This is a genomic window from Devosia riboflavina (assembly GCF_000743575.1).
Classification (GTDB): Bacteria; Pseudomonadota; Alphaproteobacteria; order Rhizobiales; family Devosiaceae; genus Devosia; species Devosia riboflavina.
Genome location: NZ_JQGC01000006.1, coordinates 249,113 through 272,678, shown reverse-complemented (window position 1 = coordinate 272,678; position 23,566 = coordinate 249,113). Strand labels below are relative to the sequence as shown.

Sequence of the window (23,566 nt, the reverse complement as noted above, 5' to 3'; positions counted from 1 at the left end):
TTGCTAGAGCTTGCAGCAACTCGGAAGGATTGGTGCATGGCTCTGAAAGAAAACGATCTCAACTGGTTCCGGCCGCTGTGGCGGCGCGTGGCCGTAGTGGTGTTTCTCGCTATCTGGCTCGCCTGGGAGGCGATCTGGACCAAGGAGACGCTCTGGATCGTGCTGGTCGGCGCGGCGTTGGCTTATGCGCTCTATAATTTCTTCTACGCCTTCCCCAAGGAGGAGCCAAAGAATGACGAAGTCCCCCCTGCTGGTGCGACCGACAGCGAAGACCGGTCGGATTCATGATGTAACGCCTGCCTCGGCGGGCTGGACGCATGTCGGCTTTGGACTGCATCGGCTGAAGGCCGGCGAAGCCTATGGCGAGGCCACGGAGGAGCGTGAGGTTTGCCTTGTCATCGTCGGCGGCAAGGGGCGCTTTGCCGTGGACGGGGAGGATTTTGGCGAGCTTGGGGAGCGCATGAGCCCGTTCAAAGGGGCGCCATGGGCGCTCTATGTGCCGGCGGGGCGCAACTGGGCTGTGGATGCCACGACGGACCTGGAACTGGCCGTGTGCTCTGCGCCGGGCGGCGGGGATTTTCATGCGAAAATCATTCCGCCGGGGACGCATCCGCGGATCACGCGCGGCAAGGGAGCCAATGTCCGGCATGTCTACAATATCATGCCCGAGGATGATGGCTCGGCCAATGCGCTGCTGGTGGTGGAGGTGATCACGCCGCAGGGCAATACCTCGTCCTATCCGCCGCACAAGCATGACCAGGACAATCTTCCGCACGAGAGTTTTCTGGAAGAGACGTATTATCACCGCTTCAACCCGCCGCAGGGTTTTGCGTTTCAGCGGGTGTTTACGGACGACCGGAGCCTTGATGAGGCGATGGCGGTTGAGGATGGCGACGTGACGCTGGTGCCGCGGGGATACCATCCGGTGGCGACGACGGCGGGGTACGATCTCTACTATCTCAACGTCATGGCCGGGCCGAAGCGCGTGTGGAAATTCCACAATGCGCCGGAGCATGAGTGGATGCTGAAATAGCCTCCACTCGCTCGACCTCGTGGTTCGAGGCTACGCTCGCGCTTCGCACCTCACCATGAGGTCTTCTGGGGTCAGTCGAGCATGTTTTCCGGGGCGGTGCCGTCGGTGAGCAAGGCGAACTTGTAGGTTTTGCCGGTGTCATCGGTGGTATCGCAGGTGTATTGGGCGGGTCCGGATGTGGGGTCGCCAGCGAGTGTGCATTTGCCTGAGGCGTTTACGTCGACATTGTTGTTGCCACTGCCGTCCTTGCCTTCGGTGATCTGGTCGATGGCGAGGGCAAGGTTGCCGTCCTCGGCGGTGGCTGTGCCGCTGAGGACGAAGAAGCGGCCCGAGGGGTCGTCGGTCCAGATGGACAGGTCCATGCGGCCATCGGTGTAGACGACCTGCATGACTTCGCCGGCGCAGATGCTCGTGAGATCATCAGCGCCGGCAACGAAGGTCTGGCACTCGCCGCGGAGGGTGAAGACCGAGTGCGGGTCGACGCTTTGGGCCGCTGCGGGAGACGCGAGCAGGAGAGCGGGCAGCATGGGGAGGAATTTCATTGGCTCATCGGGGTTTGGACAAACCCAGCCTAAACGAAAAAAGGGCGCCGACGTGGCGCCCTTTGCTTTTTGGGGTTTTATGCGATCAGCGGCCCTGGAAGACCGACTTGTCGGCCATCACGCCGGTGATTTCGCTGACTTTTACCGTGCGGCCTTCCTTGGCCGATTTCAGGGCGGCGTCGGCGAGCGCGAGGGCAATGAGGCCGTCGGTGCCGCTCGGCGAGGCCGGGGATTTTGATTCAACGAAATCGATGAAGCTGCTGATTTCTCTCGCGTAAGCCTCGGTGTAGCGGGTCATGAAGAAGTCGTGCAGCGGTGGGCGGGTGTAGCCGGTGGCGTTGGCGATCTCGATGGAGACCGGGCGCTGGTTTTCGGCGGCGACGGCGCCCTTACTGCCGTGGACTTCGATGCGCTGGTCGTAGCCATAGGTGGCGCGGCGGGAATTGGAGATGGTGGCGTGCTTGCCGGAGGCCGTGGAGAGCATAACCGAGACGCTGTCGAAGTCGCCGGCGGTGCCGATGGCGGGATCGACGAGGACGGAGGCCTGGGCGGTGACGGCGTCGATCTCTTCGCCCAGCAGGAAGCGGGCCATGTCGAAGTCATGGATGGTCATGTCGCGGAAAATGCCGCCGGAGCGCTTGATGTAGTCGACCGGGGGAGCGCCGGGGTCGCGCGAGATGATTGTCACCATCTCGACGTCGCCGATCTGGCCGGTGGCGATCGCTTCCTTGACGGCCTGGAAGTGGGGATCGAAGCGGCGGTTGAAGCCGACCATGAGGGTGGCGGCGGTTTCGTCGACGACGCGGATGCAGGCTTTCACGCGCTCGATGTCGAGGTCGACCGGCTTCTCGCAGAAGATGGCCTTGCCGGCGCGGGCAAAGCGCTCGATGAGGTCGGCATGCGTGTCGGTGGGGGTACAGATGACGACGGCGTCGATATCGGCGGAGGCGAGAATGGTGTCGATGGTGCGGACCTCGGCGCCATATTGGGTGGCGATGGCGTTCACTGCATCGGCCATGGGATCGGCGACGGCGACGAGTTTCGCCTTGGCATTGGAGCCGATGGCCTTAGCGTGAACTTTGCCAATGCGGCCGGCGCCGAGCAGGCCAAAACGAACGGTCATAGTGGGGTTCCTCCACCCGAAGATTGGTGTGGAATGAATAGGCGATTTTTACAGCTGATGGAATAAGAGTTCTGCGTCGAACTCAATCTATCCCCTATAGCGACGACGTGACGATCCGGTCGAGCGTATCGTGGTGCCGTACCAGCCACGCTGCACTGCGGGCGCGCCAGGTGACCGCTTCGAGCAGATCAGAAGCATCGGTACCGTCATCAGTCTCTATGATCTCATTTGCGGCATTGAGCACGGCAAAATCCCGGATACGACTGACGAAACCAGTGCGCATAGCGGAGGGCAATTGATATCCATCGAGCAGCAGCCTGACCTGCCTTCCGCGCGCCTCTACCGGAGCCAAGCCAAGCTTTTCGGCTAGATCGTCATCGAAGAGGAGGGCATTTAGCCAAGCGGCCTGGGCCAGCTCGACTAAGGGATCAATCGGGCCGGCCGCTTCCCAATCGATCAGGGCAATGGGGAGGCGGTTACGCGCAATGATATTCCAGGCGCCGGTGTCGCAATGACCGATGACGTTGGGGTGCCCAAAATCTCGTCCGAACCACGGGCGCCAGACGGCGTCGGTCGGCGGCACGAAGGACGTAGAGGCAAGATGTAGTCGCCTCAGCATATCACCGATGAGCGGCAGGGCATCGTTATCCCAAGGATAGGGATGCGGACTCTCGCCTTCAACAAAGGTGAGCGTCTCCCTCCCCTGCTCGTCAAAGCCGGTGCCCGCGACGCGCGGGGCATTTTCGAACCCCTCGCTCTCCAGATGGCGCAAAAGGGCAATCGTGGTTTCGGACCATGGCGCGGCATGACGGAACACGGTGCCGCCCCGTCGAGTGACCGTGGACCTGCCGCCGACCAGCGACACTTCATTCGCCAGATCGTCCGATCCTGTCATAGTCACCTTTCGGAGTGCCCCGAGACCAGCTGATCAGTGCTCGCGGGCGCGTTCGAGGATGCGTTTGCACTCCAGAAGTTCGCGGAGAACCTCGGAGAGTTTTTCGCGCGATTCTTCGTCGAGGCTCGGGTCGGCCAGCATCACGGCTTCTTCGATTTCAGCCTCGTCGGCTGCGGCCTGTGCTTCTTCGATCAGGGGGATGATTTCATCCAGGCCCTTGCCTTCGCCGACGGCGATAACATAGCGCGGACCCTGGTCCTTGAGGATCTTCTGGACGCCCTTGATCGTAAAGCCTTGATCGTAGAGCAGGTGACGGATGCCCCGGAGCAGCAGGACGTCTTCGGGGCGGTAGTAGCGGCGACCGCCGCCGCGCTTCAGGGGTTTTATGGTGGCGAAGCGGGTTTCCCAGAATCGGAGGACGTGCTGAGGAAGATCGAGCTCTTCCGCGGCCTCTGAGATTGTCCGGAATGCGTCTGGAGACTTGTCCAAACCGCCTGCCCCTCCAGTAAGAAAGCCTTACTTTTCAGAGGCGACCATAGACTTGTTGATTTTGGACTTCAACACGTTGCTGGGTTTGAACACAAGAACCTGGCGGGGAAGGATGGGCACCTCTTCGCCGGTCTTGGGATTGCGGCCGATCCGTTCGTTCTTGGAACGCACCTGGAAGGAGCCGAAAGAGGAGAGCTTCACATTGGCGCCGGTGATCAGCGCGTCGGTGATGAGTTCGAGAACACGTTCGACCAGTTCGGCCGACTCGGTTCGCGACAGGCCGACAGAACCATAAACAGCTTCCGCCAGGTCCGCCCGCGTTACCGTCTTCTGCGTCATTCGCACCCCCAAGGTTCGGGCTGGCTTCCCGGGCCAGCGTGATATTTTTTCTTCCGCTGTCGCCAGTCCGCTTCTGCAGATTGACAGGAAAACCTTCCCTCGATCGACGCGGCCAGTCGGTTTTCGTTTGGCCTTAACGTCAGGTTCCTCCACCCGGCAGGACACTAACGCCTTGAAACGCTTGAGGTCAATCGGCTCAATGCCCGACTACCAGCGAATGAGCGAGGCCCCCCAGGTGAATCCACCGCCCATGGCTTCGAGCATGACGAGGTCGCCTTGCTTGATGCGACCATCGGCCACGGCAACGCTCAGCGCCAGGGGCACGGAGGCAGCGGAGGTATTGGCGTGAACGTCGACGGTCGTGACGACCTTTTCGGGCGGCAGGCCGAGCTTGGCCCCTGCCCCATCGATGATGCGCTTGTTGGCCTGGTGCGGCACGAACCAGTCGAGATCGTCGACCGTGTAGCCCCCCTGCTCCAGTGCCTTGTAGACGACGTCGGTGATCTTGCCGACAGCATGGCGGAAGACTTCCGCCCCTGCCATGTGGACATGGCCGGTGGTGCCGGTGGAGGACGGGCCGCCATCCACGTAGAGCTTTTGCCAGTGGTGACCGTCTGAGCGAAGAGCCGAAGCCAGGACGCCGCGTTCGGGTTCGCCATCGGCGAGTTCGACGCGTTCGAGAATCATGGCGCCGGCGCCATCGCCGAAGAGCACGCAGGTGGTGCGGTCCGTCCAGTCGAGGAGGCGGGTAAAGGTTTCGGCGCCGATGACGAGGACGCGATTGGCGAGGCCGTTCTTGATGTAGCTGTCGGCCGTGGTGACGCCATAGACGAAGCCCGAGCAGACCGCCTGAATGTCGAAGGCGAAGCCGTGATGGATGCCGAGCTTCATCTGCACGAGGGTCGCGGCGGCCGGGAAAGTGTAGTCCGGGGTCGTGGTGGCGACGATGATGAGGTCGATGTCATCCGGCGTCATGCCGGCATTGTCGAGCGCAGCGCGGGCAGCGGCGACGGCGAGGTCGGAGGTGAATTCGCCTTCGGCGGCGACGTGGCGCTCCTTGATGCCGACGCGCTGCTGGATCCACTCATCGGACGTATCGACGGTCTTGGCCAATTCAGCATTGGTCAGGATTTTTTGGGGCAGGTAGCTACCGACCCCGCGGACAATGGAACGAACTCTGGTCACGCCGACTTGGCCTCGGAATCAGAAGGCAGCTCGGAAGCTGCAACATGGACGGGGAAGCGCTTCACGCTGTCGCTGATCTTTTCGATCAGGTTGCTGCGCGCCATTTCATAGGCAAGGCCCAGGGCGCTCTTGTAACCGATCTCGTCGGTACCGCCATGGGATTTGATGACAACGCCATTGAGGCCCATGAACACGCCGCCATTGACGGCGCGCGGGTCCATCTTGCGGCGCAGGGCCGTGAGTGCAGACGAGGCGAAGAAGGCGCCGAGCATACTGACCCAATTGGATTTGAGCGCGGTGCGCAGATAGGTCGCGACCTGGCGGGCGGTGCCTTCGGCGGTTTTCAGGGCGACATTACCGACAAAGCCTTCGGTGACGACGACATCGACCGTGCCCTTGCCGATATCGTCGCCTTCGACGAAGCCATGATAGGTGAAGCCCGCGCCATTAGCCTGGCTCAGGATCTTGCTGGCTTCCTTGATGTAGTCGAGGCCTTTTACTTCCTCGGTGCCGATATTGAGGAGGCCGACGGTGGGCTTTTCGGAATCAAAGAGCGAGCGGGCGAGCGCGGAGCCAAGAATGGCGTAATCGACGAGCTGGCGCGCATCGGCACCGATGGTCGCGCCCATATCGAGCACGATGATATCGGAGCGAACGGTGGGCCAGATGGCGGCGATGCCGGGGCGGGAAATGCCTTCCATGGGGCGGAGGCAGAAGGTGGCCATGGCCATCAGCGCGCCGGTATTGCCGCCTGAGATGGCGACATCGGCCTCGCCGTCCTTGACTGCCTGGATCGCCATCCACATGGAGGAGACGTTGCGGCCTTTTCGCAAGGCCTGGCTCGGCTTTTCGTCCATGGCGATCACTTCTTCGCAGTGACGCACCTGGCACGCGGCCTTGAGTTTGGGGAATTCTTCAAGGAGCGGATCGATCTGCTCCTTGCGGCCATGGAAGATAAAACGGGTGTTCTTGCGCTCGCGCAGGGCGAGGTCGGCGCCGTGAATGACCGCGCGCGGGGCGTGGTCGCCCCCCATGGCATCCACGGAAATCGTTATATTTTCGGTCATTTCAGCCCGTTTTTCGGCCCGCTTGGGCAGGCATTCCAACATATCCCATAGGCAAGTGGGTGCAAGCCCCGCCCCGGCGTGTTCAGCTCTGGTCCTTATCCTTAAGCCCGCGCAGGGCCGCAAAGGGGCCGCTATCGTCTTCGATGGCTTCGACCCCGATCGTTGCGAGATCTTCGCCGTCGCGGCGCGGATAGGGATCGATGGCCAGGGCCAGGGTTTCGATGAGGAGAGCGCTCAGGTCGACCTCCGGGCCGTCGATATGATCGGGAAAATCGTCATCTTCAAGGTCGATGAAAATTTCCGTGCCGGGGGCCGGAGCCTTGGCGGTCTGGCCGACCGGCAGGAAGACGCGATCGACGTCTTCGTCGATATTCTGCGGCACGGGCTCGAAGCTGACGATCGAGGCCTGGACGATGCGCGCCTTGAGCCGGCCCTGTGCTCTCAAACCGCCGCGAAACGGGGCAACGGTGAGATCGGCCACGAAACTCTCGACGGCGAGGAGCTTCATGTCCTCGGCAATGCGGGCGCGGGTCGCTTCATCGGCATTGACGCTGACGGACCGCCCGGCTGTGGGCAATTTGTCGATGCGAACGATCGCGTCGAAGAGGGGCTGGTTCTGGTCTTTCATGCGGCATTTCCGAAAGTCACTGTGCCGCCGGTGATGGTTTCAACCGGCAGGCCTGCCAGGGCCTGGTCCTGCGCCATAAAGTAGTCTGCAAGGGTGCGGGCATGTTCGATGCCGGCGCCATCGTAGATATTGCGCGAGAACACTGATGCCAAGGCTTCCTTGTCGCCGCGATCCATAGCTTCATTGATGGCAGCAAGAAGGCCGAAAAACAGATTGCCCATCTTCTGGATTTTCTTGGGGACAGCGAGGTCCCCTGCCCCCATTTCGCGCAGGGACCGGTCCATATCCTTGAAGAAGAGATCGAAAACCGCCTGGCTGAAGTCCTTGGTGGGCTCGGCACCGCGAAGGCGCCGGAAGAGCAGCGCCATGTGGAGGCTGATCATATCGAAGCGGCCGGTGACCGTGTCGGGCACGCCCCATTGAGCATAGAAGACGGGTTGCCGGGATTGCGCCACAATGGCCCGATAGACGCCATAAACAGCGTCGGTGGCCGTGTTTTTGCGGAACAGAGACAGGATCATGGGATTGCGCTCAGCCTCGGGATGGGTCAAACACATGCAAAGTCAGCCGACCCAATGTCAGCTTGCCAAAAAGCCAGGTTGACAGCTACACATTCCGGCGACCAAAGGGCACGCGCCTTGTTGTCACGCCTATAGTCGAGAGCCATCGGGAAAGTCAAATTCATGCCCATGCGTATTGCTTCCGCTCCCTTCGCACCGATCGCCGCTGCAGCCCTGCTGGCTGTTGCGCTGGCCGCCTGCACGAGCAGCACGTCGCTCGTCACCAAGAGGACGCAGGGCTATGAAATCTCCGAAAGCGCCATGCAGCAGATCCGCGTGGGGCAGAGCCAGGAGCTGGTGACGCTGGTATTGGGCTCGCCGCAGTCGACTAATACCTTTGGCGACCAGACCGCCTGGTATTTCGTGCAGACCAAGGTGGCGCAGACCTCGTTCGGCATGAACACCGCGCTTGAGCGCACCGTGCTCGCGATCTATTTCGACAAGAACAAGAAGGTCGTGGACAAGGCTGTCTACACTGCTGCCGACGGCAAGGTCGTGGCGGTGGAAAGCCGCCGTACGCCGTCTTATGGCGAGGATCGTACGTTTATCGATCAGATTTTGCAGTCGTTCTGAGGAACGGCGCTAAGAAATGCGAAAGCCCCGGTTTTGCCGGGGCTTTTTTGTTTGGGGCTTTGGCGGTCGCCGAGACCCCCACCCTCATTCCCTCCCCACAAGGGGGAGGGAGGCGCCAGCCTCAATGTCCCGGTTCCATCGTCTCCCTCCCCCTTGTGGGGAGGGATTAAGGGTGGGGGCATGGGAGCCATGTATTGAGGGTGTGAACACCCCTCCCCCGCCCTCCCCGTCAAGGGGAGGGTGCCGCACCGAGTGCGCCAAAACTTTGTGAGAAGGCCTGAGGCCAGACCTGTGGTCAGCTCTTCTTTTCCAAATCCACGCCGGCGGTCCGGGCGATGGAATCAAGCGCAGCGTTGACCATGCCGGAGGCGTCTTCTTCGAAGAAGGCGCGGGCGACGTCGACATATTCGGTGATGACCACGCGGGCCGGAATATCTCGACGACGCAGGAGTTCGAAGGCGGCGGCGCGGAGGATGGCACGGAGCGTGGAATCGATGCGATCGATCGGCCAGTCTTCGGCCAGCGCCTTGTCGATTGCCGGGTCGATCTCGAGCTGGTTCTTGGTGACGCCGCGGACGATCTGGCCGAAGAAATCGGCGTCGGCGGGCAGATATTGTTCGCCCTCGACCTCACGGCCGAGATGGAAGGCGCTGAACTGGGCCAGCGTGTCTTCCAGCGTCTGGCGCCCCACATCCATCTGGTAGAGCGCCTGGACAGCCGCGAGGCGGGCGGCGCCGCGCTGGTTGGCTGGACGCGAATTGTTCGGGATGGGGGGCGTATCAGTCATTTATGCGTTCAACTTTGCCTTGAGAGCGGCGAGAGCAAGGGCGGCGCGGGCGGCATCGCCACCACGATCGCCATCGGCGACGCGGGCGCGGGTCCAGGCCTGGCCTTCGTTCTCGACCGTAAGAATGCCGATGCCGAGCGGCAGGGCATCGACCACTGCCAGTTCGGCAAGGGCGCGGATGCTTTCGCTGGCGACGGAAACATAGTGATTGGACTGGCCGCGGATAACGCAGCCGAGGGCGACGAAGCCGTCGTAATTGTCGGTTTCGAGGGCCATGGCAACGCCGACGGGCACTTCCATGGCGCCTGGGACGGCGATGACGTCAAAGGTGGCGCCGGCGGCCTTGAGGGCGGCGCTGGCACCGGCCTTCATCTCGTCGGCAATGCCGGGATAGGCCCTGCCCTCGACGATGAGGAAATGCAGACCCGCAGCCGAATTGGGCTCGATCGAAAAGCGTTCGCCGTAAGAATCCATAGCAGACATCCTTGCCTTTGCTATCCAACCCCATAGTCCGCCCCGCAACGGCGAGCAAGGCGAGACTAGATCAATCGTCTTCGGGAAGGGGCGTATTCGCGTCGGAATCAAGCTCGGCGAGGAAATCGCGGAAATCGTCGGGATCGGCGAAATTCTTGTAGACCGAGGCAAAGCGCACAAAGGCGACGTGGTCGAGGCCCTTGAGGCCCACCATCACATATTCGCCGATCTGGTCGGAGGTGATTTCAACGTCGCCAAGGCTTTCGAGCTGGCGGACGATGCCCGAAATCATGCGCTCGACGCGCTCGGGATCGACTGAGCGCTTGCGCAGCGCCGTGTTGACCGAGCGGGTGAGCTTTTCGCGGTCGAAGGGGACTTTTCGGCCCGTCTTCTTGACCACGGTGAGATCGCGCAATTGCACGCGCTCGAAGGTGGTGAAGCGGCCGCCGCAGGCATTGCACACGCGGCGGCGGCGGATAGCGCCCGAATCTTCGGTCGGGCGGCTATCCTTCACCTGGGTATCGTCATTGCCACAATAGGGGCAGCGCATCCTTATGTGGCCCTTTCAGATCAGCCGTAGATGGGGAAGCGGTCGGTCAGCGTCTTTACCTTGGCGCGGACTTCGGCTTCGACGGCGCCGTTATTGTCATCGCCATTGGTCTTGAGGCCATCGAGCACTTCGATGATGTATTCGCCCACAAGCTTGAACTCTTCGGTGCCGAAGCCGCGCGAGGTGCCGGCCGGGGTGCCGAGACGCACGCCCGAAGTAATCGCGGGCTTTTCCGGATCGAAGGGCACGGCATTCTTGTTGCAGGTGATGTGGGCGCGGCCGAGGGCGGTTTCGGTCGCCTTGCCGGTGAGGCCCTTGGGGCGGAGGTCGACCAGCATCAGGTGGTTGTCCGTGCCGCCCGAGACGATGTCGACGCCACCCTTGACGAGGGTTTCGGCGAGGATCTGGGCATTGGCCACGACCTGCTGGGCGTAGAGCTTGAACTCGGGCTGCAGCGCTTCCTTGAAGGCCACGGCCTTGGCCGCGATGACGTGCATCAGCGGGCCGCCCTGGATGCCCGGGAAAATGGCCGAATTGATCTTCTTGGCGATGTCCTCATCGTTGGTGAGGATCAGGCCGCCGCGCGGGCCGCGCAGGGTTTTGTGCGTCGTCGTCGTGGCGACGTGGGCGTGGGGGAAGGGGCTCGGGTACACACCGCCGGCGACGAGACCGGCAACGTGGGCCATATCGACGAAAAGGATCGCGCCGACTTCATCGGCAATGGCGCGGAACTCGGCCCAGTCCATGATGCGCGAATAGGCCGAGAAACCGGCGACGATCATCTTGGGGCTATGCTCGCGGGCGAGCTGACGGACCTGGTCCATGTCGACGCGGCCGTCCTGCTTGCGCAGGCCGTACTGGATGGCGTTGAACCATTTTCCAGACTGGTTGGGCTTGGCGCCGTGGGTCAGGTGACCACCGGCATCGAGCGACATGCCGAGAATGGTGTCGCCGGGCTGGATCAGGGCTTGATAGACGCCCTGATTGGCCTGGGAACCGGAATTGGGCTGGACGTTGGCAAAGGCCACGCCGAAGAGCTGCTTGGCGCGCTCGATGGCGAGGGATTCAGCAACGTCGACATACTGGCAGCCGCCGTAGTAGCGCTTGCCCGGGTAGCCTTCGGCATACTTGTTGGTCAGCACCGAACCCTGGGCTTCGAGCACGGCCTGGGAAACGATGTTTTCCGAGGCGATCAGCTCGATTTCGCTCTGCTGGCGACCGAGTTCGTCCTGAATTGCCCGTGCGATTTCCGGGTCGGTTTCAGCAACCGCAGCGGAAAAGAAATGGGGAAAGAGCGGGGTAGAAGTGGCAGCGCTCATGCGACGATTTCCTCACAAAGGACCAGGGTGACCGGCATGGCGGTGCCTTTATCACGGCGAGTAGCGCAAATCCAAGTCCGATACATATGTACTGGATCCATGGGGCTCCCCCTGATCGTGGATGGGTTGCCCAGGCGAGCGGCTCTCTGAGGTTCGCGTTTCCCGATGGTTGCCCATCTCTTTCTCGCCAGTCGCGCGAACGGGGTGAATATGGCTCAAAGCGGCAGCCGTGTGAAGGCCCTGCAAGCGGCAAGACAACTTACTATCAACACTCAAAATATTGCATTTTAGCGAGTTCCGGCGCGGTACTTTCACCACGCTGGCGAACCCTTTCTAGAGAAGCTGCATCCATTCTGATGGCCACGGAGTGCGATCATCCAGGAGGGATCAATGAAACCGCTCGTGACCAAATTGACCGCTATTGCCATGACCGGCCTATTGTCAATTTCCACCTTTGTGCCGGCACAGGCCCAGGACAATTCGCTGAGCTTCGACCAGCGCAAGCAGGTTGTCCAAAGCTATTGCCAGCGCTTTCCGCAGGATCCCGACTGCAATGGCTGGTGGTTCTGGAACGCGCGGGACTACGACACCTTCTATTATCGCAACCGCAGCGACCTCGATCCGCTGGTTGCCGGTATTCTGGGTCTGGCGATCGGCGCGATCATCGGCGGCGCCATTGCCAACAGCAACAAGAGCCAGAATACGAGCCCGCCGCCGACCTATACGCGACGCGACAGCGGCCACGTGGCGCGGTGCTATCAGCGCTACAAATCCTATGACGAGCGGACCGATACGTTCATGGGCTATGACGATATCCGCCACCCTTGCACGCTTTGAAATCGCATTTGGCGGGCTAGGGCTTTCGTGGCTCCAGCTCGCCAGGTTGCGCTTGGGCTAAGCGGCGGCGATCGCGACCGAGCGCGAAGACGCGCAACAGGCCGAGCCGTTGCAGCACGGCATAGGCGAGCAGCGGAGGCCCTACGCCCGCCAAAGTCCCCACAATGACATGCAGCCAGACGGCGTCGACGCCGAGCTTGACGAGACCAATGCGCGTCGCGGCCTCGGGGATGACGTGCATGACGTAGATCGCCATGGAAGTGGCGCCGAGATAGGTGGCTATACCCATGATGCCTGCGGGTATCCTCGGGGAGAAGCCATAGACCATGGCGCAGAAGCCGAGCGTGGCGACGAGGCTGAATAGAGTGCCGAGCGGCGCCGGTTGGAGTCCGAAGAGGACGGCGGCAGTTGCGCTAAGCCCGAACACCGCTGAACCCAAAATTCCCGTCCGCGCGTCCTGCTTCAGCCCGAAGATATCTCGACGCGTGATGAGTACGCCAAACAGGAAGAATGGCAGGTTGGCGGCAGCGCCGCCCAGTAGGTCGGCGCCGGCAAGCATGGGCTGGATGGCCGCGGCGGCGAAGGACAGGATCAGGACAGCGACGAAGATCGCTGTCGAAGCCCGGGCCAGCAACATGCAAACGACCTGAATGACAAACAGCGCCCAGAGGAACCAGAAGATGTCCTTGGGTGGGAAAGGAAAGAGCAGCGCGTCCATTGGCGAGATCGCTTCGCGCGTGGTGAACGAGCCGGCCAGCAGCAGGAAGGCGGCAAGGATCCAGGACCAGAGCAGAAGCGGATAGAGCAGAGACTCGCAGCGCTTGAAGATGGAAATGACCGCTCCGTCGCGCAGCACCGACTTTTCGAAGAACATGCCGGAAACGAGGAAAAACAGCGGCATGTGAAAGAGATAAATGGCGGCATCGACGCCGGCATAGAGCGCGGCGTCGGTCAAGATTTCGGCCTGCCACAGCCCGCGCCAGACATGGCCGAAGACGACAAGCACTATGCCAATGCCACGTGCTGCATCGACCCAATCAAGGCGGCCCGCATTCCTCGTCATGATCGATGCGCCATCGACTATCGGTTCCTTCGATCCATCCCGGCTGGTCAAATGCTGGGCTTCGCCGCAACCAGTGGCCCTGTCTGGACATTGACATGTCAATAGCATTGGCGGGCCAAGGCCCGGGAGTAGCGAGATGAATAAACTTACTTATATGCTTAGCGCCGTTGCCCTGACTGCCGTAACCGCGATCGGCAGCGTGGTTCCGGCGCAGGCCCAATCGTTTTCGATGAGCTTTGGCCAGCGGTATCAGGTGATCGAGACCTATTGCGACCGCTATCCGTCAGACCCGGACTGTAACAGTTTCTATCGGGGCAATTGGCGCGATCGGGACTATCAGCGCTTTTACAGCACGCGCCGTGCGCCCATAGACAGCATTTCGACCGGTATCCTGGGCTTCACCTTTGGTGCGGCGCTGGGTTCGATCATCGCCAATGGGGCGAATAATAATGGCGATGTCGTCGTGGGACGCGCAAGCGGCTACGATGCGCATGTGCAGGCCTGCTATGACCGCTATCGGTCCTACGACGAGGAAACCAATACGTTCCTGGGCTTCGATGGCGTTCGCCACGAGTGCCGGCTTTAGGCGTAGCGACCTGACGGGGGCGACTAGGGCTTGCCCCCCCAGCGCCTCCGTTCTCCAATTCATTTCCCCACCAACTGTGAAACCAGCGCATGCCAGTCGCGCTGGTCGATGCTCGATGGTTGGAAAGCAAAATTACCTTGGACGGTCAGATAGTTTGCATAGTTGGTAGTGCCACGCTCCTTTGCACCTGGCAGGCTCAAAATTTCGTGGCCAGCCAGGCGATGCCGCGGGGAGCCAAGCGCTCGAAACCTGAAGGGTAACATCCATTGCCCCTCCCAGATTTCGCTTTCAGTATTGAGTGGATCGGCTTCGGAGCAGGTCACAAACGGCACCGTGAACGCTTTCCAAGGCTCGCAGTACAGTAAACCAAAAGACCCCACAGGCATCTTCGCCGCTTTGGTCTTCTTGCCCTTGTTAGTGGTTTCACTGCCAATCGCGACGGCCCAAGTCTCGGCACCGTAGCCCGCCCAAATGTTTGTAATGTTCTTCGACGAGAAGACGTACACCGATACATCAGGCACTTCCGACCAATCTCCTAAGCATATCGTCCTGGTTTAGGCGGCTCGCGGGTCTCCTCTGGTTCGCCGAGCTTGCGCTTGAGCTTGGCGAGGGCGACGCGCTCCATTTGCAGGCGCGTGGCGCTGACGGGGGTGATGACAAAGACTTCAGTGCCCGTCACCTCGTCTATCGCGGCGACGCGCATGACCTGACCCATTTGCACGAATTCAAAAAGAACCCCGCCCGACAATGGGACCTCCATCATTGTGAGGAGTTTAGCAGGGATTCGTGATGGCAAGGAGTCGGAAATGTGCGGAGGGGAGTTGGGGGACTACCACTCTCCAAACAGAGGTTCCCGCTTTCGCGGGAATGACACCGTGTGAGGGAAAGCCCCCTGCCCTACAAACAAAAATCCCCGCTTTCGCGGGGATTTTGTATTAAGCGTCGAACGAGACCTTGCCCTGTTCGTCGAACTTGTAGACGTCGTCGCGGAAGCTGACGGTGCCTTGGCGGTTGGCCCAGGCGGTGATGTAGGTGGTGTGGATCGGCACGCGGGCCTTGCATTCGACGTCGAGACGCTCGAGCGAGTCGAAGGTGGCGTCCACCTTCTGCTGATCCCAATCGCCATTGTCGCGCAGCAGCCAGTTGACGAGCTGATTGACGCCATCGACGCGGACGCAGCCCGAGGAGTGGAAGCGGGCGTTTTCGCCGAAGAGCGCCTTGGTCGGGGTGTCGTGCAGGTAGCAATCGTAGGGATTGTAGAAGTTGATCTTGCAGTGGCCCATGGAGTTGGCGGCGCCGGGCTCCTGGCGATACATGTAGTTCACTTCGGCATCGGTGATGCTGGCCCAATTGATCGACTGCGGATCGATCTTGTTGCCCGAACCGTCATAGATGAAGATGTTCTGCTCGGTCAGGTAATTGGGGTTCTGCAGCATGTATTTGGTCAGGTCCTGGCGGACCAGCGACTTGGGCACGTGCCAATAGGGGTTGAAGTTGATCTGGCTGATCTTGCTGGCCATGATCGGGGTGGCGCGTTCGACGCGGCCGACAACCGCGGTGTGGCGCTGTTCGACCATGCCGTCATTCACCGCCTCGATGGTGGCGGCGGGAATGTTCACCACGACATAGCGCGGGTTGAGGTTGGCGGCCATGTTCTGGACGCGCGTGTAATTGAGATAGAGCTGCTGCAGGCGCTGCTGGGCCGGGACGGCCATGGCATACCAGGTGGCTTCATCGACCTGGCCATTGACCACCAGGCCGTGGCGGGCCTGGAAGGCGCGGACGCCGGCATCGGTCGGGGCGTCAAAAAGTTCGTTGACGTTTTCGACCATGGCCATGTCGCCCGAGGAAATCAGGCGGCGCTTTAGATTGACAACGTGACGTGCGGACTTGCCGAGGTTGAGGCCATAGGCTTCCTGGGGAATTTCTTCCCAGCCGCCGGCAGCGACGAAGGGCTCGTATTGCGAGATGGCGAGCTGCAGGTTGTAGACCGTGTCATAGGACAGGATCGGCTCATTGGTGGAGATCAGCGCTTCAGCGGCAGCGGTGGCGCCGCCCTGGTCTGCGTCCTTCAGCACGCGATTGCGCGCGAACATATCCCAGATCGACTCGCCTTCCTGTGCCCTTGCCAAGGTGGGCAGCAGCGCTGTGCTGGCACCGGCGATGGCCATGGTCTGCAGAAAGGAACGTCGATTTACCCGCATATCGTCACCCGAAGGAATCTGTCGCCACATAGGCGCGATTATCATTGCCGGCACCTGCTCCACAACGGCTGTCAACGCCTTGTGAACCATGAGGGCAGCCTCATCCATAGTCGAAGAATGGTTTATAAACCACGTAATCGGGTGCCTTTGATTTGCGGCACAAATAAGAAAACGCCGGCCAGGGGCCGGCGTCTCCGCAGAGAGTGTGGCGTGGAGGCAACACAAGCCTACACCCGCATGCTGTTCAATTGGTCGCGGCCGAGCCGCGAGCGCAATCAGAGCTTGTAGAGAATCTGGTCGACCCAGAAGCGTTCCAGACGAGCCAGAGCCTTGTTCAGGTTATCGAACTCTTCGTCGCCGAGGCCGCCGACCTTGTCGATGGATTTCAGGTGACGATCATAGAGTTCGTCGATCACTTCCGCGACTTCCTCGCCCTTCGGGGTGAGGCGGATGCGGACCGAACGACGGTCGGTGCGCGAGCGCTCCTGGAAGATGTAACCGGTCTCGACCAGCTTCTTGAGATTGTAAGAAACGTTCGAGCCGAGATAGTAACCGCGCGAACGCAGCTCGCCGGCGGTCAGTTCGCTGTCGCCGATGTTGAACATCAGCAGCGCCTGGACCGGGTTGATATCGTCCCAACCCATACGATCGAACTCGTCCTTAATCAGGTCGAGAAGACGACGGTGGAGACGTTCCACGCGGGAGACGGCTTCGAGATAGAGGGGCTTGAGACCTTCCGGACGGTTGGGGATCAGAGCCTCGGCTGCGTTCGACTTGGTTGCCATTTATGCCTCACTGTTTTTCTGCGTGCGATTTTTCGCATCTCATGAGGCCAAACTACGACGCCCGAACTAAGATCGCCCTAAACAGCACGCTTAATGGCATCTTACTGGAAAGCAATGAGAATTTGGCTTAACGCTTCGTCACACCGGTGCATAAACTTGTAACCTTTCCGAGGCGTAAACGGGCGGCGACTGGGCCGCCCGTCTCCTTCGGGTCATGCGCAGATCAGCTTGCGGCCGACAAATTTGACGGCGCCGACAGCGGCAACGGCGAGGGCCTGGCCGAGGATCAAGGTTACTCCGATGCCCGTCATTTGAGCCGAATAAAGCACAAGAAGTGCAACACTCGCGATCGCCCAGAGCGCATCGCCTGCGATGTTGAGGGTAAGCGAGAGCCGGTCGGGACCGGTGGCGGCGCCAATGGCCCAATTGAAGAGCGCCCAGGGCAAGAGAAAGACGCCGGCACCGACAAGGATGGTGTGCATCGGCGCCCAGCCGACCAGGGCGGCGAGCGGGCCGGCCAAGACGATGAGGCCGAGGCCCATGGTAAGCGAAAGGACAGCGTCGAAGCGATAGACGAGGCGCGGATCGCGCAGGGTGAGGGCTTGGGCGGTCATGAAGTGTCTCCGGAACCGGTTGTCGATGGCTGCAGGGTGGCTCGCGGGAGGTCATGGCGACAATTACCCCGGAGGTAATGGAATTGCGCGCGCCGGTGCGGCAGGGTGGAGGCAAGGAGAAAACCGATGTTCGAGACGGCCTTGCGCGAATGGCGTAATCAACGCGGAATGAGCCAGATGGCGCTGGCCATGGCGGCGGAAGTATCGCCGCGGCACCTGTCTTTTCTCGAATCCGCGCGGGCGCGGCCGAGTTCGGCCATGGTGTTGCGGCTGGCCGAGGCGCTGGACCTGCCGTTGCGGGAGCGCAATGGCCTGTTGGTGGCGGCGGGCTTTGCGCCGCATTATGGGGATAATGACTGGCTGAGCCCGCAGATGACCGAACTCAGGCAGGCGGCGCAATTGCTGCTGCGGGCGCATGGCCCCTACCCTGCCATAGTGCTCGATGCGGCTTTTGATATTCTGGAAGCCAATGGGGCGGCGATGGCGCTGATCGGGGTGGAGGCCCTGCCGGCGGTACGGCTCAATCTCGCCGATCTCGTCTTTGCGCCGGGCGATGTGCGGCGCTCAATCGTCAACTGGGCCGAGGTCGCGGCCTATATGATGCATCGGTTGCGCGAGGGCGTGCGGCGGCACGGACCGGGCGCCCCCGTGGCGCGGGTCTTGATGCGGGTGCGGCGGCATGAGGGGGTGGAGGGTCTGAGCCTGCGGCCGGAGGGCGCGCTTGGGCAGGTGCTGCTGCCGCTGGAATTCATGGTGGGCGGTCAGGCGACGCGCTGGTTCACGACGGTCACGAGTTTTGGTGCGCCGCAGGATGCACTGGCCGAGGAAATCACCATCGAGCAGTTTCACCCGGCCTAGGCGGAGCCGGGCTCTGTCGTAGATTCGAGTTCGCGCATCGTCGTTTCGACGGCGGGAAGATCGATGGCCGTGGCAATGACGCTATCGAGAAAGCCGGGGAAGCGCTGATCGAGATCATCGCGGCGGAGCGTTACGCGGCGCTTGGTGCCTTCGGGCCGGACATTGATGACGCCGGCCTCGCGCAGCTTGGCCACGTGATAGGTCAGGTTGGTCTTCGAGGTGAGGCCGCTAAACTGCCCGCAGACGAGACCGCCCGAAGCATCGCAGCGCGCCAGACACCCGATGATGGCAAGGCGCGTGTCATCACCAAGCGCGGCAAGCACATTGGGAAGGGTGATCTGATCGGTCTCGGGATGCGGCAGGCTCATGGCTCATATTTATCCCGGAGGGAGCATTAGTTCAATATCCATTGAACAAGATATTGACTCCAGATCGGTTGAGGTTCAATTGTCCAATGAATTTTGGACAAAGGATCCGATCATGGATATCCGTCTCATCTGGCTGGCCGTGGGCACCTTCGCCATCGGCGTCGAGAGTTTTGCCATTTCGAGCCTCCTGCCGCAGATTGCCGATTCGACCGGCGCCACGCTCACCCAGGCCGGTTATCTCGTTCTCGCCTTTGCGCTGGCCAATGCCTTTGGCGCACCCATTCTCGCCGCGTTGAGCGGCACGGCCGACCGCCGCCGCATCCTGACCGGAGCCGCCGTGGTCTTTGCCGGCGGCGCGGTCTGGGCCGGCCTCTCCCAGGGTTATTTCGACCTGATGGCGGCCCGCATCCTGATGGCGTTTTCGGCCGGCCTCTATACGGCTACGGCGCAGGCTACGGGCGTTGCCATTTCGTCCCCGGACCATCGGGCCCGTGCCATTGCCGCCATTGTCGGCGGTACGACTATGGCCGTGGCCTTTGGCGCGCCGCTCGGGGCGCTGGTGGCGGGCCTGATCGGGTGGCGCGGCACCTACGCCATGGTCGCCGTCTTCGCCCTTATCGCTGCGGTTTCAATCTGGGTCATGCTGCCGGCCGGTCTGCGCGGCCAGCAGTTGAGCTTGCGCCAGAGGATAGCGGCCGTCGCCCTGCCCGGCGTTCCCGGCGCATTGCTGACGACGCTGCTCAATCTTGCCGGCGCTTTCACCGTCATCGTCTACCTCGCCATCGTCACCACGCAGTCGATCGGGTTGCCGCGCGACCTGGTGCCGGCGGTGTTGCTGACCTTTGGCGTGGGCGCCGCTTTCGGCAATGCAGCGGGCGGGCAATTGGCCGACCGGATCGGGGCACGGCAGACTGTTATCGGGGCAGCTCTGCTCAATGCCCTGATGCTCCTGGCCATCTCGGCGGCGGCGCATGTTCCCGCGCCCTTTGCCGGACCGGTCTTCTTTGCCATCGTGCTTTTCTGGGGTGCTACCGGCTGGGCCTTTCCGCCGGCGCAATCAAGCCACCTCCTGAGCCTCGCGCCGGCCGCTGCGCCACTGGTTTTGTCGCTCAACGCTTCGGCGCTTTATCTCGGGATTGCCGGCGGCTCCCTGCTGGGTGGCCTCGTGCTGCAATATGGCTCGGCCAGCGATCTCGGCTGGATTGGCGCTATACTGCCTTTCGTCGCCGTGCTCGGGATTCTGTTCAATGGCGCAGCCAAGCGGCGGGCAGAGGCCATGCCGGCGCGGTTGGGGTGAGATCGATCAAAGCTGTGGCGGCGTGACGGCGGCCTTGCCGAGTTCGGTCAGGCCGTAGATGCCACGGCTTTCGCGCGCAAACCAGCCATAGACATTGCTGCGCAGAATTGTCGGCGCTCTCGCAACGAGCGCCTTCAATTGCCTGGGGCTTTGCGGTCCGGCCAGCAATGCGGTTGCACAGAGGATGCAGTCCTGCCGGTAGGCGGTCATGATCGGCTTGCCGCGTCCGCCGCCCTTTTGCGGATCTCCGACGCGCCGCTTATGTTCGTCGAGAAGCCGGGAGCGCCTTTTCGCGTCCTTGCGCGGGGTTGCGGCGAAGGGGGTAACCACGACATCGACGAAGCCGGATTCCGAGACGGCGAGGAGGCCAAAGCCGAGGCGCCGGCAGAGATTGCGGAAGCGGGCGTCGTGCTCGCGGCCCTTTCCGGTCCTGGACGCGCGGGCCGCAAGCCAGACTTCGTCGCAAATGGTGGCGCGATTGACGCCTTGCATGACCAGTTCGAGATTGAAGGCCAGTTTCATCTCGCACACGATGAGCACGGTCGGATCGCCGTCTTTCACGCCAACGAGATCGCAGCCGTTGACCTCGCCTTTGACGGAATAGCCGGCGCCTTCCATGAAGGCCTTGAGTGGAAGATAGAGGTCGGTCTCGGCCATCGCGCTCGTTCAGGTTCAGATGTGCACGAGCCTGATTAACTGAGTCTCGGGCGCGGCGCAGCGTTGGCCAGGCCCCGAATGGCTCAGTCGGCCGCCTGGGCGCGGGAGAAGCGGAAGCTGAGGGCAAAGATGACTGATATGGCGACCAGCAGCACGATGCGGACGGCGAAGCCGAAGGCGGACATGCGGATATCGGGGCTGCCGGCGAGATAGAGCGCCAGTTCGGCCGCGGTGGAGCCGACGAGGAGAACCGCGCCCCAGCTTGCCTTGAGCCACAGGCCGACGCCGGCAAAGAGGCGCGACAGCGAGAAAACACCGAGGAGAACGAAGCCGACCGGGCCGAGGACGGCAACGGGACTGGTGGCGCCGAGGTTGACGCCGAGCAGGCGCCCGGCATCGCTGAGGCCCAGGGCCAGGCTCAGCAAGGCGACGATGCGGATGTATAGGCCGAGCTGGGGTGATTTGAACGACATGGCTCTTTACTAGCGAGCGCGAGGGGCTGCGACAAGCGGCGGCTTGGAGGCGAGGGGCGCTGCTGGTATGAGCGAGGCAGCAGCAACCTCATAGCATTGTGCGCGTGGCCCCACCCCCACCCTTCCTCCCCCATCAGAGGGGGAGGTGTCCGGCCGGTGAACGCGATGCCAATGCGACAAGGAACAAAACAATGACGCAGAACTGGCCCAAGCATGACATGTCCTTTCTCGATGGCCGCAGGCAGCGGCGGTTGCGGCGGACGGCGTGGAGCCGGGATATGGTGCGGGAAACCGAACTGTTGCCGCGCGACCTGATCTGGCCGCTCTTCGTGATCGAGGGGCAGAACGAGCGGACGCAGATCAAGACGATGCCGGGGGTGGAGCGGCTGTCCATCGACCTGATGGTCGAAGCGGCGAAGGCGGCGCGGGATGCGGGGATTCCGGCGCTGGCGATTTTTCCCAATACACCGGACCATTTGCGCTCGGAAAGCGGCGCCGAGGCATACAATCCGGATAACCTGATGTGCCGGGCGCTTGCTGCGATCAAATCGGCGGTGCCGGATATCGGGCTGATCGCCGACGTGGCGCTCGATGAATATTCGAGCGACGGGCAGGACGGGCTCGTGCGCGACGGGGAAATCCTCAACGACGAAACCGTGGCGGCGATGGTGAAATCGGCGCTGGTGCAGGCCAAGGCGGGCGCGGATATCATTGCGCCTTCGGACATGATGGATGGGCGCGTGGCGGCCATTCGCGCGGAGCTCGATGCCGAAGGGTTCGAGCATGTGCAGATCATGTCTTATGCGGCCAAATATGCGTCGTGCTTTTACGGGCCATTCCGCGAGGCGGTCGGTTCGGGCAGCCGGCTCAAGGGCGACAAACGCACCTATCAGATGGACTATGCCAATTCCGATGAGGCGTTGCGCGAGATTGCGCAAGATATCGAGGAAGGCGCCGATAGCGTGATGATCAAGCCGGGCATGCCCTATCTCGACATCATCCGCCGGGCGAAGGACGCGTTCAATGTGCCGATCTACGCCTATCAGGTGAGCGGCGAATACGCGATGATCGAGATGGCGGGCGCAGCCGGAGCGATCAACCGCGATGCAGCGGTGCTCGAAAGCCTATGGGCCTTCAAGCGTGCCGGGGTGAATGGCATTCTCACATATTACGCGCTGGAAATGGCGCGGAAGCTGGGGCGCTAAAGCGCCCTAGCCTGCCCGCTCCGTTGTGCCGTCTTCGGCGGCCATTGGGCGGGGCGCTGGCCACGCCGGGGACGGAAGGCGCTGACGACGCCGGCAAGCGCGACCAGGGCCATGCCGCCCATCGCGATGGGCTCGGGCGCGTGGCCGAAGACCAGCCAGCCGAGGACGCCGGCCCAGACCAGATGCATATAGGTCATCGGGGCGACGAGGGCTGCCGGGGCATAGCGATAGGATTGAGTGAAGAGATAGTGCCCGAGCCAGGCGGAGATGCCGAGGCCAAGGAAGAGCACGAGCTGCAACGGTGTCGGGGCGACGCCGTGCAGGGTCCAGGGCAGGAAAATGCCGAAGCCGATGGCGCCGACGAGGGCGGAATAGAACAGCATGGCCATGGTGCGCTCGGTGCGGGCGAGGACGCGCGAGAGCAGGTTGTAGGTCACCGAGACCACCACGTTGCCGAGCACGAAGAGAACGCCGATCGGGTCGAGCCCGCCGCCGGGGCGAGCGATGAGCAGGACACCGGCAAAGCCTATGACCGCCGCGACCCAGGCCATGGGGCCCACCTTTTCCTTGAGCAGCGGGCCGGAGAACAGCACGATCAGGACCGGGCAGAGATAGACGATGGCCGTGGTTTCGGCGACCGGCATGCGCTGTAGCGCAAAGCTGACGAGGAGCGAGCCCAAGGCCAGGCTGGCGGCGCGGACGAGAACCAGGCCCGTGCGTTGGGTGCGCACCATTTCGCAGCCGTGCAGCGGGGCGACGATGGCCAGCATGAGCAGACAGTGCACGATGTAGCGAATGGCCGCCACCATGGGTACGTTGTACTCGGTGATCAGCAGCTTGTTGGTCGTGTCATTGTAGGCAAACAACATGGTCGCCCCGACAATAAGGGCAAGGCCGCGCAATGGCTGATCGGTCAGCGGCGCGGGGGCGGAAGTCGTCGACATTTGGTGTTCCGAGGGGGCGAGCGCGGGCGATGCGACTCGCGCGAGGGCAGGATTGGAGCAAGGATAGGCCGGGTGTGGACCGAAGCACAGGAAGAATTGCGCTGGAGGTCT

The 23,566-nt window shown here is 62.0% G+C and carries 31 protein-coding genes and 1 riboswitch; of the genes, 8 read left to right on the top strand and 23 right to left on the bottom strand.

The window, feature by feature from the left end; translation table 11 throughout:
* Positions 1–36 precede the first annotated feature (36 nt).
* Both JP75_RS08665 and iolB read left to right on the top strand, forming a co-directional pair.
* On the top strand, positions 37–288 hold the full coding sequence (locus JP75_RS08665) for a hypothetical protein (RefSeq protein WP_035081631.1): 252 nt from the start codon (positions 37–39) through the stop codon (positions 286–288).
* Positions 233–1,033 carry a 5-deoxy-glucuronate isomerase gene (gene iolB, locus JP75_RS08660; protein WP_035081629.1) on the top strand — a complete coding sequence of 267 codons (801 nt, stop codon included), beginning with the start codon at positions 233–235 and terminating at the stop codon, positions 1,031–1,033. The genes JP75_RS08665 and iolB overlap by 56 nt, the downstream gene beginning before the upstream one ends.
* A 71-nt stretch (positions 1,034–1,104) precedes the next feature.
* Here iolB and JP75_RS08655 read toward each other — a convergent pair whose 3' ends face one another.
* The 9 genes from JP75_RS08655 to JP75_RS08615 all read right to left on the bottom strand — a co-directional run bounded on the left by JP75_RS08655 (position 1,105) and on the right by JP75_RS08615 (position 7,822).
* Positions 1,105–1,575 (bottom strand): hypothetical protein, encoded by a 471-nt coding sequence (locus JP75_RS08655; RefSeq protein ID WP_152565769.1) that lies wholly within the window; start codon positions 1,573–1,575, stop codon positions 1,105–1,107.
* Between the two features lie 85 nt (positions 1,576–1,660).
* Entirely contained in the window at positions 1,661–2,698 is a 1,038-nt protein-coding gene (gene iolG, locus JP75_RS08650; RefSeq protein ID WP_051960509.1) for an inositol 2-dehydrogenase, read from the bottom strand.
* Positions 2,699–2,792: 94 nt separating this feature from the next.
* On the bottom strand, positions 2,793–3,593 hold the full coding sequence (locus tag JP75_RS08645) for a phosphotransferase (protein ID WP_035081623.1): 801 nt from the start codon (positions 3,591–3,593) through the stop codon (positions 2,793–2,795).
* A gap of 33 nt (positions 3,594–3,626) precedes the next feature.
* The gene (locus JP75_RS08640) at positions 3,627–4,082 is read right to left on the bottom strand and encodes a MerR family transcriptional regulator (RefSeq protein ID WP_035081620.1); all 456 of its coding nucleotides are present in this window, start codon (positions 4,080–4,082) and stop codon (positions 3,627–3,629) included.
* Positions 4,083–4,109: 27 nt separating this feature from the next.
* The gene (locus JP75_RS08635; RefSeq protein ID WP_035081618.1) at positions 4,110–4,421 is read right to left on the bottom strand and encodes an integration host factor subunit alpha; all 312 of its coding nucleotides are present in this window, start codon (positions 4,419–4,421) and stop codon (positions 4,110–4,112) included.
* Positions 4,422–4,628: 207 nt separating this feature from the next.
* Entirely contained in the window at positions 4,629–5,606 is a 978-nt protein-coding gene (locus JP75_RS08630) for a beta-ketoacyl-ACP synthase III (RefSeq protein WP_035081615.1), read from the bottom strand.
* The gene (gene plsX, locus JP75_RS08625; RefSeq protein ID WP_035082025.1) at positions 5,603–6,673 is read right to left on the bottom strand and encodes a phosphate acyltransferase PlsX; all 1,071 of its coding nucleotides are present in this window, start codon (positions 6,671–6,673) and stop codon (positions 5,603–5,605) included. The genes JP75_RS08630 and plsX overlap by 4 nt, the downstream gene beginning before the upstream one ends.
* An 82-nt stretch (positions 6,674–6,755) precedes the next feature.
* Positions 6,756–7,301 carry a YceD family protein gene (locus JP75_RS08620; RefSeq protein ID WP_051960508.1) on the bottom strand — a complete coding sequence of 182 codons (546 nt, stop codon included), beginning with the start codon at positions 7,299–7,301 and terminating at the stop codon, positions 6,756–6,758.
* A complete protein-coding gene (locus tag JP75_RS08615) occupies positions 7,298–7,822 on the bottom strand; it encodes a ubiquinol-cytochrome C chaperone family protein (protein WP_035082017.1) in 525 nt (174 codons plus the stop codon). Before JP75_RS08615 ends, JP75_RS08620 begins: the two co-directional genes overlap by 4 nt.
* Positions 7,823–7,984: 162 nt before the next feature.
* On the opposite strand from JP75_RS08615, the gene JP75_RS08610 reads away from it, so the two are divergent.
* Positions 7,985–8,434 (top strand): outer membrane protein assembly factor BamE, encoded by a 450-nt coding sequence (locus tag JP75_RS08610; RefSeq protein ID WP_051960507.1) that lies wholly within the window; start codon positions 7,985–7,987, stop codon positions 8,432–8,434.
* Positions 8,435–8,729: 295 nt separating this feature from the next.
* Here the strand turns inward: JP75_RS08610 and nusB are convergent, their stop codons facing one another.
* From nusB to glyA, 4 genes are all read right to left on the bottom strand, one after another.
* Positions 8,730–9,221 (bottom strand): transcription antitermination factor NusB, encoded by a 492-nt coding sequence (gene nusB, locus JP75_RS08605; RefSeq protein WP_035081611.1) that lies wholly within the window; start codon positions 9,219–9,221, stop codon positions 8,730–8,732.
* Complete coding sequence (gene ribH / locus JP75_RS08600; protein WP_051960506.1) at positions 9,222–9,695, bottom strand: 6,7-dimethyl-8-ribityllumazine synthase; 474 nt, start codon at positions 9,693–9,695, stop codon at positions 9,222–9,224.
* A gap of 70 nt (positions 9,696–9,765) precedes the next feature.
* On the bottom strand, positions 9,766–10,245 hold the full coding sequence (nrdR, locus tag JP75_RS08595; RefSeq protein ID WP_035081609.1) for a transcriptional regulator NrdR: 480 nt from the start codon (positions 10,243–10,245) through the stop codon (positions 9,766–9,768).
* 20 nt (positions 10,246–10,265) lie between these two features.
* Entirely contained in the window at positions 10,266–11,564 is a 1,299-nt protein-coding gene (glyA, locus tag JP75_RS08590) for a serine hydroxymethyltransferase (RefSeq protein WP_035081606.1), read from the bottom strand.
* Positions 11,565–11,685: 121 nt separating this feature from the next.
* Positions 11,686–11,769: riboswitch (ZMP/ZTP riboswitch) on the bottom strand.
* A 185-nt stretch (positions 11,770–11,954) separates the two neighbouring features.
* Here glyA and JP75_RS25225 point away from each other — a divergent pair.
* Positions 11,955–12,401 (top strand): BA14K family protein, encoded by a 447-nt coding sequence (locus JP75_RS25225; RefSeq protein WP_051960505.1) that lies wholly within the window; start codon positions 11,955–11,957, stop codon positions 12,399–12,401.
* A 16-nt stretch (positions 12,402–12,417) separates the two neighbouring features.
* Here JP75_RS25225 and JP75_RS08580 read toward each other — a convergent pair whose 3' ends face one another.
* The gene (locus tag JP75_RS08580; RefSeq protein WP_035081604.1) at positions 12,418–13,464 is read right to left on the bottom strand and encodes an acyltransferase family protein; all 1,047 of its coding nucleotides are present in this window, start codon (positions 13,462–13,464) and stop codon (positions 12,418–12,420) included.
* A 136-nt stretch (positions 13,465–13,600) separates the two neighbouring features.
* Here JP75_RS08580 and JP75_RS08575 point away from each other — a divergent pair, with 136 nt between their 5' ends.
* Complete coding sequence (locus JP75_RS08575; RefSeq protein ID WP_244446277.1) at positions 13,601–14,050, top strand: BA14K family protein; 450 nt, start codon at positions 13,601–13,603, stop codon at positions 14,048–14,050.
* Positions 14,051–14,109: 59 nt separating this feature from the next.
* On the opposite strand, the gene JP75_RS08570 is transcribed toward JP75_RS08575, so the two are convergent.
* From JP75_RS08570 to JP75_RS08550, 5 genes are all read right to left on the bottom strand, one after another.
* Entirely contained in the window at positions 14,110–14,571 is a 462-nt protein-coding gene (locus tag JP75_RS08570) for a hypothetical protein (RefSeq protein ID WP_035081599.1), read from the bottom strand.
* 14 nt (positions 14,572–14,585) lie between these two features.
* Entirely contained in the window at positions 14,586–14,798 is a 213-nt protein-coding gene (locus JP75_RS08565) for a DUF6898 family protein (protein ID WP_035081596.1), read from the bottom strand.
* 187 nt (positions 14,799–14,985) lie between these two features.
* Complete coding sequence (locus JP75_RS08560) at positions 14,986–16,254, bottom strand: L,D-transpeptidase family protein (protein ID WP_160194661.1); 1,269 nt, start codon at positions 16,252–16,254, stop codon at positions 14,986–14,988.
* A gap of 275 nt (positions 16,255–16,529) precedes the next feature.
* Positions 16,530–17,039, bottom strand: coding sequence for a transcriptional regulator LdtR (gene ldtR, locus JP75_RS08555; RefSeq protein ID WP_035081594.1), 510 nt, complete (start codon positions 17,037–17,039; stop codon positions 16,530–16,532).
* Between the two features lie 212 nt (positions 17,040–17,251).
* Positions 17,252–17,653 carry a hypothetical protein gene (locus JP75_RS08550; protein WP_035081592.1) on the bottom strand — a complete coding sequence of 134 codons (402 nt, stop codon included), beginning with the start codon at positions 17,651–17,653 and terminating at the stop codon, positions 17,252–17,254.
* Between the two features lie 126 nt (positions 17,654–17,779).
* On the opposite strand from JP75_RS08550, the gene JP75_RS08545 reads away from it, so the two are divergent.
* Complete coding sequence (locus tag JP75_RS08545) at positions 17,780–18,511, top strand: helix-turn-helix domain-containing protein (RefSeq protein ID WP_035081590.1); 732 nt, start codon at positions 17,780–17,782, stop codon at positions 18,509–18,511.
* On the opposite strand, the gene JP75_RS08540 is transcribed toward JP75_RS08545, so the two are convergent.
* The gene (locus JP75_RS08540; RefSeq protein WP_035081588.1) at positions 18,508–18,879 is read right to left on the bottom strand and encodes an ArsR/SmtB family transcription factor; all 372 of its coding nucleotides are present in this window, start codon (positions 18,877–18,879) and stop codon (positions 18,508–18,510) included. The genes JP75_RS08545 and JP75_RS08540 overlap by 4 nt on opposite strands.
* Before the next feature lie 112 nt (positions 18,880–18,991).
* Between JP75_RS08540 and JP75_RS08535 the strand changes: the two genes are divergently transcribed.
* On the top strand, positions 18,992–20,176 hold the full coding sequence (locus tag JP75_RS08535) for an MFS transporter (RefSeq protein WP_035082001.1): 1,185 nt from the start codon (positions 18,992–18,994) through the stop codon (positions 20,174–20,176).
* Positions 20,177–20,182: 6 nt separating this feature from the next.
* On the opposite strand, the gene JP75_RS08530 is transcribed toward JP75_RS08535, so the two are convergent.
* Both JP75_RS08530 and JP75_RS08525 read right to left on the bottom strand, forming a co-directional pair.
* The gene (locus tag JP75_RS08530) at positions 20,183–20,833 is read right to left on the bottom strand and encodes a DUF2161 domain-containing phosphodiesterase (RefSeq protein ID WP_035081586.1); all 651 of its coding nucleotides are present in this window, start codon (positions 20,831–20,833) and stop codon (positions 20,183–20,185) included.
* Positions 20,834–20,916: 83 nt separating this feature from the next.
* Positions 20,917–21,306 (bottom strand): DUF6163 family protein, encoded by a 390-nt coding sequence (locus JP75_RS08525; protein WP_035081583.1) that lies wholly within the window; start codon positions 21,304–21,306, stop codon positions 20,917–20,919.
* 191 nt (positions 21,307–21,497) lie between these two features.
* Here JP75_RS08525 and hemB point away from each other — a divergent pair, with 191 nt between their 5' ends.
* Complete coding sequence (hemB, locus tag JP75_RS08520) at positions 21,498–22,511, top strand: porphobilinogen synthase (RefSeq protein ID WP_035081581.1); 1,014 nt, start codon at positions 21,498–21,500, stop codon at positions 22,509–22,511.
* On the opposite strand, the gene JP75_RS08515 is transcribed toward hemB, so the two are convergent.
* The gene (locus JP75_RS08515; RefSeq protein WP_051960503.1) at positions 22,508–23,455 is read right to left on the bottom strand and encodes a DMT family transporter; all 948 of its coding nucleotides are present in this window, start codon (positions 23,453–23,455) and stop codon (positions 22,508–22,510) included. The two genes, hemB and JP75_RS08515, sit on opposite strands and share 4 nt — an antisense overlap.
* Positions 23,456–23,566: the final 111 nt, after the last annotated feature.